This is a genomic window from Johnsonella ignava ATCC 51276 (assembly GCF_000235445.1).
Taxonomy (GTDB): Bacteria; Bacillota; Clostridia; order Lachnospirales; family Lachnospiraceae; genus Johnsonella; species Johnsonella ignava.
Map to the genome: position 1 here is coordinate 21,542 of NZ_JH378840.1, position 12,976 is coordinate 34,517.

At 32.9% G+C, this 12,976-nt stretch carries 14 protein-coding genes and 2 pseudogenes; all 16 read right to left on the reverse strand.

What is annotated here, in order from left to right:
* Positions 1 to 23: 23 nt before the first annotated feature.
* Positions 24 to 1,421, reverse strand: a complete 1,398-nt coding sequence (locus tag HMPREF9333_RS10860) for an ATP-binding cassette domain-containing protein (RefSeq protein WP_005542052.1) — start codon at positions 1,419 to 1,421, stop codon at positions 24 to 26.
* Complete coding sequence (locus tag HMPREF9333_RS10865) at positions 1,414 to 2,115, reverse strand: energy-coupling factor transporter transmembrane component T (protein WP_005542053.1); 702 nt, start codon at positions 2,113 to 2,115, stop codon at positions 1,414 to 1,416. Before HMPREF9333_RS10865 ends, HMPREF9333_RS10860 begins: the two co-directional genes overlap by 8 nt.
* 20 nt (positions 2,116 to 2,135) lie before the next feature.
* On the reverse strand, positions 2,136 to 2,723 hold the full coding sequence (locus HMPREF9333_RS10870) for an MptD family putative ECF transporter S component (protein WP_005542054.1): 588 nt from the start codon (positions 2,721 to 2,723) through the stop codon (positions 2,136 to 2,138).
* 11 nt (positions 2,724 to 2,734) lie between these two features.
* Positions 2,735 to 3,325 carry a TetR/AcrR family transcriptional regulator gene (locus HMPREF9333_RS10875; RefSeq protein WP_004804257.1) on the reverse strand — a complete coding sequence of 197 codons (591 nt, stop codon included), beginning with the start codon at positions 3,323 to 3,325 and terminating at the stop codon, positions 2,735 to 2,737.
* Positions 3,326 to 3,445: 120 nt separating this feature from the next.
* Positions 3,446 to 5,275: a recombinase family protein gene (locus HMPREF9333_RS10880; RefSeq protein WP_005542055.1), complete on the reverse strand. Its 1,830-nt coding sequence runs from the start codon at positions 5,273 to 5,275 to the stop codon at positions 3,446 to 3,448.
* 95 nt (positions 5,276 to 5,370) lie between these two features.
* A pseudogene (locus HMPREF9333_RS10885) lies at positions 5,371 to 6,357 on the reverse strand (type IV secretory system conjugative DNA transfer family protein); the annotation flags it as partial.
* Positions 6,354 to 6,839 (reverse strand): PcfB family protein, encoded by a 486-nt coding sequence (locus HMPREF9333_RS10890; protein WP_005542057.1) that lies wholly within the window; start codon positions 6,837 to 6,839, stop codon positions 6,354 to 6,356. The gene HMPREF9333_RS10890 and the pseudogene HMPREF9333_RS10885, both read right to left, overlap by 4 nt.
* Positions 6,836 to 7,687 carry an ATP-binding protein gene (locus HMPREF9333_RS10895; protein ID WP_005542059.1) on the reverse strand — a complete coding sequence of 284 codons (852 nt, stop codon included), beginning with the start codon at positions 7,685 to 7,687 and terminating at the stop codon, positions 6,836 to 6,838. Before HMPREF9333_RS10895 ends, HMPREF9333_RS10890 begins: the two co-directional genes overlap by 4 nt.
* On the reverse strand, positions 7,684 to 8,463 hold the full coding sequence (locus HMPREF9333_RS10900; protein ID WP_004804247.1) for a replication initiator protein A: 780 nt from the start codon (positions 8,461 to 8,463) through the stop codon (positions 7,684 to 7,686). Before HMPREF9333_RS10900 ends, HMPREF9333_RS10895 begins: the two co-directional genes overlap by 4 nt.
* Positions 8,464 to 8,550: 87 nt before the next feature.
* The gene (locus tag HMPREF9333_RS10905) at positions 8,551 to 8,835 is read right to left on the reverse strand and encodes a CD1845 family protein (RefSeq protein WP_005542062.1); all 285 of its coding nucleotides are present in this window, start codon (positions 8,833 to 8,835) and stop codon (positions 8,551 to 8,553) included.
* 3 nt (positions 8,836 to 8,838) lie between these two features.
* Positions 8,839 to 8,997, reverse strand: coding sequence for a hypothetical protein (locus HMPREF9333_RS12995; protein WP_005542064.1), 159 nt, complete (start codon positions 8,995 to 8,997; stop codon positions 8,839 to 8,841).
* Positions 8,994 to 10,676, reverse strand: coding sequence for a recombinase family protein (locus tag HMPREF9333_RS10910; protein ID WP_005542065.1), 1,683 nt, complete (start codon positions 10,674 to 10,676; stop codon positions 8,994 to 8,996). The genes HMPREF9333_RS12995 and HMPREF9333_RS10910 overlap by 4 nt, the downstream gene beginning before the upstream one ends.
* Before the next feature lie 86 nt (positions 10,677 to 10,762).
* Positions 10,763 to 10,927: a hypothetical protein gene (locus HMPREF9333_RS13000; RefSeq protein ID WP_000368179.1), complete on the reverse strand. Its 165-nt coding sequence runs from the start codon at positions 10,925 to 10,927 to the stop codon at positions 10,763 to 10,765.
* Between the two features lie 486 nt (positions 10,928 to 11,413).
* Complete coding sequence (locus HMPREF9333_RS10920) at positions 11,414 to 11,824, reverse strand: sigma-70 RNA polymerase sigma factor region 4 domain-containing protein (RefSeq protein WP_000032596.1); 411 nt, start codon at positions 11,822 to 11,824, stop codon at positions 11,414 to 11,416.
* Positions 11,825 to 12,074: 250 nt separating this feature from the next.
* A complete protein-coding gene (locus tag HMPREF9333_RS10925) occupies positions 12,075 to 12,656 on the reverse strand; it encodes an MptD family putative ECF transporter S component (RefSeq protein WP_005542071.1) in 582 nt (193 codons plus the stop codon).
* Between the two features lie 17 nt (positions 12,657 to 12,673).
* Positions 12,674 to 12,976 (reverse strand): annotated as a pseudogene (locus tag HMPREF9333_RS10930) (energy-coupling factor transporter transmembrane component T family protein); the annotation flags it as partial.

Genomic DNA, 12,976 nt, shown 5'->3' on the forward strand with positions numbered 1-12,976 from the left:
GTATTGCTCTCCTTTACTTATATTTATTTTGTAAATTCATATATTGCACCATCGCACTGTTTTATAAATTCAAAATCATGCGTGATTATAATAATAGTTTTTCCTTGCTCTACCATTTGGTTTAAAAATCCAATCAAAATATCCATTTGCATTTTGCAAAGTCCACTCGTTGGCTCATCAAACACTATGATTGGTTTTTGACTTACCATAGACATAGCAAGCAACAATCTCTGTTTTTCTCCACCCGATAACGAACTTGGGTGCATTTCTTTTTTATTAAATAAATGTACCTTTCTTAAGGCTTCATTTTTCAAATCATCCTGTTTTGTAACTGTTCCAAGTTCCTGCCATACAGATTCTGTGAAAAGTTGATAATTAACATCTTGCATGACTGCAAAGATATTCTCGTACCGTTTTTTGAGCTTTTCTCCCTTATAAAAAACTTCTCCCTTGCCTTTCATAGTTCCCATAAGTAAATTGATAAAAGTACTTTTCCCAACACCGTTTTGTCCAATAATGAAATTTATCCCGTTATTAAAAGAAACACTAAAATCAAAAATTGTATTCTTATCGTATGTTTTTTTGAAATGTAGACATGTTATTGACCTATTAGCAAAGTTTGATGGAGTATTTTTTTGTAACATATCTACTTTTTCATATTGTCTATTTAAGAAATCACTCTTGAAAATTTCATTAAAATTTCTCAAATTATGTTTTTCTGAAACTCTTTCAAAAAAATCATCACTAAAATATTCTTTCGTGTATTCTTTAAAAGTTTTGTTTTCTATTACACACAGCTTGTCTACAATGTCTTTCAAATAAAATAATCTATGCTCGACAAGGATTATGATTTTATTTCTTTTTTTTAGCTCAATAATAGCTCTTTTTAAGTTCTTAATTGATTCATAATCCAAAGATGAGGACGGTTCATCTAAAAGAATAATTTCATTTTCTGAAATTCCACTGGCAGTTATAGCAATTAGCTGCTTTTCTCCACCGGATAGTTCAAAAATATTTTTATCCAACAAGTCTTTACTGTCCAAAACATCTGAATAATAGTGTATTTTATCTAAAATTAAATTTCTTTCTATACACCTATTTTCTAATTGAAAAGCTAATTCATCTGTAGAATTGATACAATAAAATTGTGTTTTAGGATTTTGAAACACTGTAGATATAAACTTGGATCGTTCTAATATACTCATCCCTAATAAAGATTTGTCCTTGTATAAAACATCTCCTTTTACATCTCCACAATCATATTCGGGAATAATGCCGTTTATTACTTTTAACAAACTACTTTTCCCCGTACCTGAGTGTCCCGTTATAACAGTTACCTCTCCGGGTTTGAAATTTAGATTTATATTTTCTAATATGCTTTCTCCATCAAACTTTAATACTAAATTTTGTAAACTAAGCATACTTACCCCTTATATATAAATAGATTGCCCATACCATTATCACAAAAAATATGCAATCAATGCCACCAATGCGAGATTCACTAATGCTTGTTCGCTTTTGATTAACAGCTAACCCTTTTGTCATTGCGGATACTGTTAAATCATCTGCCGTCTTAGACAAACACATCAATAGTGGCACTAATCTATATTCAAATAATAGAATTGGACTTTTTATTAACTTTTTAAGCGTTAGTCCTCTCAAACGCATGGCTTTTTTTATCTGGCTATAATCAATCCTTGCGGCATAAAAGAAACGAACCATCACAGTCAATGGTATTGCTATTTCATCGGGACATTTCATTTTTTTCAATGAATAAATACTTTCCCCTACATTTGATGTGAGTATGGTATATTTCCCCATTAAAAATGCGGGAAGTATTTTCTTAACAACCATTACTAATATCAGTAAAATCGCTACCAAGGGACTGTATTCTAATTTCATTAAAAATCTATCAGCACCATAAACGAACACAAGAGTAGCCATCCCAATAATAGCTACTCTTGTATGTTTTGTATTTATTAAAAGCACTATCGGAATTACGGATATTATAAGGGCTTGCAAGAAATACTTTACTTGAATATTGCCTAAAACCATCACATATGAAAGAACTATTGTCATAAAAAGTTTTGTACGAAAATCAAGTTTGATTGTCATCCTTAACTCCTTATGAATCCTTATTTTTCCATACCAGCCTTTTTAAAATGTTTTTTCAGGAAAGCCATTCCTATACTACAACCAATATATGCTCCTATAATTCCACCTATTGCCATTACGACAATAATCCAATTCGGCATTACACTAAGCATCTTATCAATAAATTCTTGATTATATCCTTGCTCTAACATCTGCTTGACATATTCATTTCTTGATATAAAAATTGGCAACCAATTTCCTATTGTGCAAAGTGGAGCAATAGAAAATGCTAATCTTGCCTTATTAACATCCGTATATCCTCCTGATTTCAAAATAACTTCAGCAATAACACCTGCAATAACAGCAGTTAATAATGCCCAAGGTCCATGTCCCATAGCAACATATACTAATGCAATAAGTAATGATTGAATAAATACCATTCCTCTTTTCTTAATTTTAGTAGAATACAACATATTTACCGGTCCTACCAAAATACCTTGTGCCAATGGAACAAACGGCATTAAAACTGGAACCATTGCTAAAAATGATCCTATCATCATAAATACAAAACCTAATACGGAAAATAATCCTATGTTGATTAAATCCTTTACTTCTAATCGTTTACTCATTTTAAACCTCCCTATCTCTTGTCAATATCAACAATGTAATTTACCATTGTTTCTTTTATATATTTTTTATGTTGTGAAAAAGAATTTCTTGCACAGAGAACTTCAGAACTTAATATCAATCCATTGATATAATTCACTAAAAAACCGTCACCAAATATATCCGCCTTAATTCCAAGCTGCTTGGCGATTAAACTTAGCTCATTAGTCGTATTAAGTTTCAATTCTTGATACAATTTTTCCAAATCCTGATTATATTTTTTTGCTTGTAAAAGGAGTGTATACAATCTCATCAATTCTGTATCAGCCAGCGACTTATCAACCAAAATATCACCCATTTGCTGATATTTATCTTTTCCTCGATTGTTTTTTAAATACTCATTTATCAAGTTGTTTCTATAATCATTACCATCAAGCATTAAGTCTTTAAGCATTTCATTTGTACTTGCATAATGATGATAAACACCCCCTCTACTCATTCCTACCTCTGTGATAACATCTTCCATTGTTGTAAGTTGAAACCCTTTATTTAGAAAGCATTTCTTTGCAGCTTCTCGAATCTCTTTTTTTCTAATTTGTCCAACTTTTTGTTTTTCTTCTTTCAAAATAAAGACCTCATTTCATATCGTAATAAAAACCGACACTGCTGTCGAATTTTATTATACTCCTCTTGTTAGTTAATGTCAACTAACTTCATGATAATAACTACCGTCTTAATATGAATACTATTTCATATAATCTTTCACCGGTATCCCCACTCTTTTCAAAACCTTTATTTTCTCCTGTTTCTTCTGTTCTCTTCTTGCCTTATATTTATCTTCATACTCTTTCTGTTTTCCACTCGCTTTACGCTTCAGGTAATTTTGATGTAGCTTGTCTTTTCTTTCCTTGATTTTTCTTTCTTCTTCCTCAAGTTTTTGTTTTTCTTCCTCGCTTAACTCCGCCTGTGGCAGTTCATAATTTCCTATGAAATTAAAGTAAATTTCTATCTTTTGCTTTGATGTCTGACTTCCTTTTCTATCTCTTTCATGTACGATAATCTTTTCTACAAACTCATTTACCATTGTGGTTGTAAGTTCCTCAAAGTTTTCATAACGACTGATAAGAGATATAAATTTCTTAGCTCTGTCTGTTTCTTTTTCATATCTCGATACCTGCTGTTCCAAATCCTTAATTTCTTTACTTAAAGCTACCTGCTCCGTTTCATATTGATTATTAAGGATTTCATAGCGATTATTCGGTATTTTATTCAGGATCATATCTTCGTAAATTCTGCACATCAGTCGTTCAAGTTCCTGAAGTCTATTTTGGCTTTCCGTTAATCTTATCTTTTTCTTTTCTATCTCTATTTTTTCCTTTTCTTCCATTTCATTTTGAATGGAACGGATAAAGGCTTCATTATCTTCATCAAGGTATTTTTTAATGTCTTTCAGTGTTTCCCTAATAAGGTTTAGGACTGCTTCTGCTTTTATTCTGTGTGCTGATGGACAAAGTGTCCCACAAGGTGTTTTGGTATAGGCACTGCAAGTGTAATAGGGAATATTCTTATAGTTGCTTGTTCTATGAACATACATCTTGCTCCCACAATCTGCACAATACATCAGTCCTGTGAGTGGGTGATATTCTCCCCAACCGTCAGGATACCTTTTTACATTTCCTCTTATCCTTTGCACATTATCAAAGGTTTCTTGGTCTATGATTGGCTCGTGTGTATTCTCAAAGATTAGCCAGTTATCTTCAGATACATACTTGCTTTTTTTATCTTTAAAGTGTTTTCTTGTTTTGAAGTTTACTGTGTGACCTAAGTATTCCTGTTTCTTTAGAATGCTTGCTATGGTTGAGCTGCACCAACGATAGGGATGTTCAAAGTTTTTGCTTTGATATAGTCCATAGCCTAATTTCTGTTGATGATAGGCGGGTATATCTATCTTTTCACTCTCTAATATCTTTGCTATTCGATACGGACCATTGCCTTGCATGGTCATATTGAATATTCGTCTTACTACTTCGGCTGCTTTTTCATCTACTATCCATTTGTTTTTATCTTTTTCATCTTTGATATAGCCATAAGGCGGTGTGCTTGCAGTATGTTTCCCACTTTCGCCTTTTGACTTGAAAGTCGATTGGATTTTTCTTGATGTATCTCTTGCATACCATTCATTCATGATATTTCTAAAGGGAGTAAAATCATCTTCTCTGTAAAAACTATCTACATTATCATTGATAGCGATTAGTCTTACGCCCTTTTGTCTTAGTATCTCCATACATTGACCGACTTTGAGATAATCTCTGCCAAGTCTGCTCATATCTTTTACAATGATACAACCGATATTGCCTTGATTGACTCCGTTCATCATTGCCATAAATCCCGGTCTGTCAAACTGTGTTCCGCTGATTCCGTCATCTGTAAAGTGAATGATGTTTGACAAATTATTTTTGCTTGCGTATTCTTCCAGTATTTTTTTCTGATTGATGATAGAGTTACTCTCTCCTTGCAGTTCATCATCACGACTTAATCTCTCATAGAGTGCTGTTATCTTTTCAAAATTCCTCATTTTTACCCCCTTTCTCTTAATTTTTCAATAAAAAAGAATTAAGAAGTACATATTTCACTAAAATAGTGATTAAGTGTTCTCCTTAATTCTATTACTCCAGCAGCCAATTTGTACTTTTTATATTGCTTCACTGCAAAGTGTGTAGGTTCTTTCTTCTCCAGTGCTTCAAAGAGTCTGTCTATCGGATTCATATAGGTTTCATCATCTTCTCTAACTTCTGAAGCGTCTATCATATCGAGAAGTGTTGCAAAGTTCTTTTCTTCTCTTGGAGCTTCATAGAAGATGTATCCTATAAGTGCAGTGTAATAGAGCTTCTCAGCTTTCACCCAAAAATCTTCTCCTGCTTTTTCTCCTTCTCCCTTGGTGTTTGCGATGATTGTCTGTACTAATTTGAGTATATCTTTTTCACTTCTGAGATAAGCGAATGGATTGTACTTCATGCTCTTTTTGAAGTTAATTGTATTTAAGATTTTTATCTCATATCCGTTATCTTCAAGCATCTTACCGCACTCAAGGACTATCGTTCCTTTCGGATCAGTTACACAATAGCTGCTGTGCATCTGCATTAAGTTAGGTTTGACATAAAATCGGGTTTTTCCACTTCCTGATCCACCGATGACAAGAACATTCTTATTTCTTGCATACTTAGGATTAGCCGGTCTGCCATTCATAGTTAATCGTTCTGTTTGCGTAAGCAGGATATTGTTTTGAAACTTTTCATCCATATATGGCTCTATATCTTTTTTCGTTCCCCATCTTGCTGAGCCATACTCTTTCCCCTGTCTAAACTTTTTAGCATTTTTCCCTTTGGTATATACGATAATTTTGATTAAACCAGCTACTACCACGCCCATTATAATATCCGTAGGATGAAGGCTTGGAAGAAAGCTCATCGTATTAATCTCTAATATCCCTTGAAAAATTTTGTCAATAATATCGCCACCTATATAGGCTCTTACATGATGTGAAAAGATATTACCTATATAGAAAAATGCAAGATAGGGAATGTTTTGCTTTAGAAACTTTACCTTATCTTGCACCTTAAATAAGCCTTTGATGTCCTTTAATATTTTATCTATCATAGGCTCTGCTCCTTTTGTTTATTCTTGATTTTATCTTTGGAAACAGAGTTTTTAGCCATCTCCTTGAACTTCTCAATATTCTTATGAATGGACTCCTTCCTTTCCGTTTTCTTTTCCGATTCTGACAGGGCATGCTTAAAGGCTTTATTCATCACTTTCATATCTTTGGCTTGAAAGAATACAGAGTATTTACCTGTTTCCTTATCTTTCATCACTGAAAACTTTACGCCATACCGATTAAGTTCTTTTTTCAGTTCCTTAAGCTCTGCTTCTTCAACCGGAATTTCTTCAAGCTGTCCCTTTTTAACCATATCTTTTAGCTTTGCTTCATTTCCGTTAGCATTAACCAGCTTTTCAAGTCCTCCAAGCTTTTCTGCTTCTTTCATCAATTTCTTTAATAAGTTCAGAATTAGCTTTCCTGTTACTTTGGCAGCTCTAACTTCCATATTCAGCGTTTTTCTTGCTATTTCTTCATTGATCAACTTCTCTCACCTCCATTCAGCAGTCTGTCCTTATTCCGATTCAGTTTGTCCTTTTGAATAACCTTTCTAAAATCTTCTCCTACAGCCATAACAGGAATACACATCTCTATGATTCTTGAGTAGATTCTTTGATACTCTACGCTATCCTTACAATTTTGGATTGTGTCATAGGAAAGATTAGTGGTAAAGATAGTCGGTTTCTGTTTTAAGTACCTGTTATTCACGATGTTATATACTTGCTCTTTGGCATAGCTTGTATCTCTTTCTATTCCTAAGTCATCCAAGATAAGAACGGAAGTATTTACAAGGGATTCAATATATGCGTTCTTGTCAAAATCAAATCCTCCCTTTTGCAGTTCATTGATAATCTGTGCAAAATTTCTTATTTTAACGCCTATTTGATACTGTTCAATAAGGCTATTTGCAATGGAGCAGGCAAGATAGGTCTTTCCGCTACCTACTGAGCCATAAAAAAGAAGTCCGATATTTTCTTTTTTCATTTCCTCATAGTCTTTTACAAAGTTCTTTGCAATGATAAGGCTTTGGTTTTCTTCTCCCTGATAATTTTCAAATGTGTATGACCACTGAATAATCGAGTTAAAGCAGCTACTCTTTAATCGTTCAATCTCCATCTGCTTTTGTCTTTCTTTTTCTCTTGCCTCTCTATCTCTATCGCATTTGCAAGAAATCTTAAATATCATCTTGTTATCAAAGAACTCCATCACTTTTCCGTCTTTTCTTTCATGGCAAACTTTACAAAATGCGTGTCCATCCTTGATATATTCTTTTTCAGGATCGTAAGAATACTCTACATCTTCTATCATTACTTTTTCTAATTCTTTCATCATAGGTGTTCTCCTTTATCATATTCTTCCCATGTCGGGATATTTGATGTTTTCACTTCTTTACTTCTTCCCTGATCTTTATAAAACCAAGAAAGGATTGTCGCTTTATGGTCTTTATAGGTCTTTCCGGTGCTTTTGATATATGCTGATAGTCTTTCAATGTAATTATCAAGCTGTGAGTTCATTATGATTTGTAAATCGGATATATCTTCAGCAGCTAAAAATACATTTTGAAATGTTCCAAGTCCGTTTACACCAAAACTATATTCTCTCTTACTATACTTACTCTTATTATTCTCTATATAGTTACGGTCAACATTTTTAACCTCTTGAAGTTCATTTTCTTTACTTCTGAGGTCAACATCTTTTACTTCTGAAGTAAAGTTTTTTAACTTCTGAAAGTCATTTTCTTTTACCTGAAATACACTCATGAAATCTTTGACATATATGATATTCGGTTTACCAAGTCCAAGCCTTACTCTTTCAATCAGTCCTATCCCTTTTTTGCTGTCTAACTCATCTAATGTTTTTATGGCAGTAGGCTTTGAAATATTTCTTCTTTTCATAATTTCCTCTACTGTGAAATAGATAAATACTCTACCTTCCTTGTCTATCCAGTTATTCTTAAAGGACATTCCTGTTCGTTTCAAAAGCATAGAATAAAGGATAATTGCTTCAGCAGACAGTCCCTTAAATTCTTCTCCGTCTACCAATATTTCAGGTACTTTTAGAAAGTTAAATCTTTCTGCTTCTCTGTTATAGAAATAGTCAAAGTCCATCGCTTTACCTCCTTTCCTTAAAATTTTGCAAAGAAAAAGACGATAGTTTTCTTCTATCGCCTTTGGTAACCATTTTTATGAAATTTTTTATATTGATTTTATTGCTTCATTGATACCTTTAAGAAATGCTATAACTGTTGCTCCAACCATTGGTATTCCATATGGACTAACTAAGAATCCAATAATCAATGCTTCAATACCTAGTGATACATCTTTCTGCATAAACGAGCCTATTGCAGCAACTATACACATCAGCATTAAGAAATACAGAATAGTTGTTCCTATGCCAAGTATAAATGTCAGAAATGCTGTGAGGATACTCAGCAGCAAGCTGATTGGAAACAAGATTATTTTTACTATCCACCTAATCATTTCTTATTCCTCACTTCCCAATTCATTCCTTGTGTCTCCACACACCATATCAATGCAAACATTCACATCTATATAATTTTTTAGGACTTTTTTTCGTCCACCTTCGCCATCTTCTACAAATACATAATGCTTGTAAAACTGCTTAAAATGCAGGATTTTCACGATTTCACTCTTTGTATCAACGCTATGCACTCAACTTGCTCATTATTGTCCAAACCTATATTTAAATCTTCATCGATGATAGGAAGTTTAAAAGTAATTGATTTTAGCCATTGCCCATTCGGTTGCTTTTCTTCGTAAATTTGAATTTCAGAAATCAATGATGTAATTAACTGCCTACGCTCTACATCATTCATTACATTGTAGAGTTTATCAAAATAAATCAGAACCTTATATATATTGTCTCCTGTAAGTTTTTCAGCTTCAATAGTTTGTTTCTTTGCTTTCGCATCAATTAACAGCGACTCTAATTCTTCAATTTTGTCATACATACGATAGAGTCTATCATCTAAGTCCTGTTTTCTTCGCTTATAGTGCCTATCATCAACATCTAAATTATCTATTTCCTCAATTAGCTTAAATTTTGTGGAATGGCTTTTTCGCAGTTCTTTTTGATAATTATCTATTTCTTTTTCTATTTCAGAGGTATCCACCTTCATGTTGATTTTTTCTTGCATCATAGAAGCAAATTTGGGATTGCTTACTATCTTTATAATTACCTCAGCAACTGCATCATCTAACAATTCTTCTCTGATCTGCTTACTGAAAGTACACTTATGACCTCTTATCATCTGCCTATGTTTACAGCCATAATAATAAAAATCTTTATACTTTGTACCATCTTTCTTTTTCTTGATACACTTGTTTCCAAACATTCCCACTCCACATATCGGGCATTTTACAATTCCTGATAACAAATGAGTTCTAACATCTTTTCCCTTATTCACATGCTCATATTTCTTTGCTTGAGATTTTAACTTAACCTGAGCAGCCTGCCACAACTCATCAGAAATTATTGCTTCATGAATACCTTCAGCTATTAAATATTCATCTTGTTCAACTTGCTTATATTCATTTCTTGTACCATGAACTTTTTCTAAAGTTCTTCTTCCAAAGGCTATCTTCCCGTTATATACCGGATTCTTTAATATCTTTCTTATAAGACCCGCATCAAATAATGGATTTTTCCCATTCTGTCTTGGAATTTTTCTTATTCCATGATTTTCTAGGTATTTAGAAAGTCCATTCGCTCCAATGGTTGTGTTAACATATTGATCGAAAATAGTTCTTATAGCTACAGCTTCTTCTTCATTGATAAACAGTTTTCCATCGACAAGCTGATACCCATACGGGGCAAACCCTCCGTTCCATTTTCCCTCTCTTGCCTTTTGAATGCGACCTTCCATTGTTTGAACACGAATGTTTTCTCTTTCAATTTCAGCAACAGCTGATAAAACTGAAATCATCAATTTGCCTGCATCTTTGGATGAATCAATCCCATCCTCAACACAAATTAAATTGACTCCAAAATCTTGCATTGTTTGTAGAGTTGATAAAACATCAGCAGCATTTCTTGCAAATCTCGATAATTTAAATACAAGAACGAAAGACACTCCATCCTTTCCGGATTTTATATCTTCCATCATACGAGTAAACTGAACTCTACCTTCTATAGATTTTCCAGACTTACCTGCATCTTCGTATTCACCAACAATCTCATAATCATTATAGAGAGCAAAAGCCTTCATTCTTGATTTTTGTGCCTCTAAAGAATAACCGTCTATCTGTATTGATGTAGATACTCTTGTATAGAGGTATACTTTTATTTTTTCTTTTGACATAGCATTAACCTCAATATCCTTTTTCTATATCTTTATATTTTACCAATTATAGTTTGGACTTATATATCAAGTATATTATATCACTTTTATTGCTTTTTCTCAATCTGTGTTTTTGCCATGTCAAATTTATTTTTACCTTCTGTATTTTTTACTGGAGTTGGATTTGGAAGATTATCTAAATCTAAAACTCCAGCATATTTTGTAATAAGATTTGCTATCAAATCAGCCAATCCATTCCAGTCATTATCCACTAATACACCTCCTCCGATTTAAATTCTTTATAATCACATATTATTTTTCTTACTAAGTTTTATGACATTGGTAGGTGCATTGGCTGCTACATAGGAATCTCACCTCTGCCCCTTATTCCAGACGAGGCAGCTTAAACTATTGAAGTATCATTATCACTACTTGTATCATCGAACAGATTGCCACCTCTGTTTTTTATGTATTCTTATTTATCGCTCACTTTCTTGTATCCTTGGCTAACCCAGTATTCATAAAACCGAAATTGCTTTCAGCAGAAAGGTCATGGCGTAAGTCATAATTCTCCACAAGTAGATAAAGTCCTACCTTGGTCTATTCAGTTGTCAAAGAGCAATATTTGAAAGGGATTGTTTTCTCTACATTTTCCTATTTGCCATATGCAGGCGTATCTCTTACCCAAGAAAGTAAAGGAGGTCAAACTCCCCTTCACTTTACATAAGGAAAATTTGACCCCTTTGGTTACCGAAGTTTTAAAGTTCTTCGATAATCTTTTTCAGCTTTTCAAGAATTTTGTTTCTTCTTTTGATTAAAGCTGGATGTGTAATACTTTTGAGCTTTGCCACTGAACGAACCGTTTCATCATTGAAATATAAGCGTTCAATAATATCTCTTTCTTCTGCATTGAGCCTTGATATAGCATTTCTGACTGCTTCAATCATCATCTGTGTTTCCACAATCTTTTCTACATCAACGCTTTCATCAATAATGCTATCTGCAAAATGTCCGTCATGATCCAATGATGAAAAAAAGAGCAAGTGGTTTTTCTTATCCACCTGCTCTAAATACTTTTCGTGTTCTTTTTCTCGCCAGTAGACTTTATATATCTGCTCGCTGACTTTAACCCTTTGTCCGTTGACATAAAGGTAATATTCTTTTGACATTTTATTTCCTCCATTTCTTTTTTGTCTGCGTTTTTAGACAAAAAAGGAGGACTTCTGCACATAGGCATAATAAGTCCTCTAAAATGAAAGAAACTTGCTCTTTCCTTATATTTTAAATTTGATTTTTTATGGTAATTACCAGTATCAAAAAGGTCTATCGTTTTTTTCTATATGAATAACAGACCCTAAATAATACATAGCAATTACCTCCATTATTAATCCATTTTTTCCCCTCACAAACAAAGATTGATTAAATCATTCCTGCTTTTTCAAAATGCTTCTTCAATAATTTCTTGGAAATTACTGCTCCAATCAATCCGCAAATAGCTATTAAAATAAGCATCATTCCTGTAGTCATAGGAGAAACAATTTTAGTTAATGTACCTAAATATTCGCTCCCAAACATTTTTTCATAAGATTTAAGTGTTTGATCTGCATAAAAAAGAAATGGTACATACATTCCACCAAAGCCGGCAAGAACACAAAATATCATATATCCAATTGTTAATCCTTTATAATTGCCAACCCCTTTTGTTCTTGCAATCAACATAGCTATAATCCCGGCAAATATGCAACTAATAATATATGGTGGATAAAAACCTATAATACTTGTAAGTACACAAAACAATAAAATCATCCATGGATTTTTTGTTTTTACCGGTACTAAGAAATAGGCAATTGCTCCAATAATTGACCATATCGGAACTGCTAATAACATTGTGTATGGCGATATGAACAGAAAAGATAACACTCTATATAAAACCTGTGAGCATAACACCATTAGTGCTGTAATAATTAAATCTTTAATTTGAAATTTCTTTTTTTCTTCCATAATTATTCTCCTTGTTTTTAAATATTTTTTATTTTCATAATGATGATAGCTAGATAAAATACCATCATTATTACTAGCAATAACATATCAAGCATACGAAATTTGACTTCTGTATAACTAGTTTTTTTACACGAAACTCCAAGTCCTCGTGTCTCAACAGATGCCGACAACTCAGTTGCAGTACATAACATTCGCATTAACATAGGAATCAACATCATTTCATAAACTTTAAAAGGATGTTTTAAAAATCCAAGGAAAGAAATATCAATCCCTCTAGTCTTAATTCCCTGCTTTATACAAGTATATCCTGTTTTAGAGTA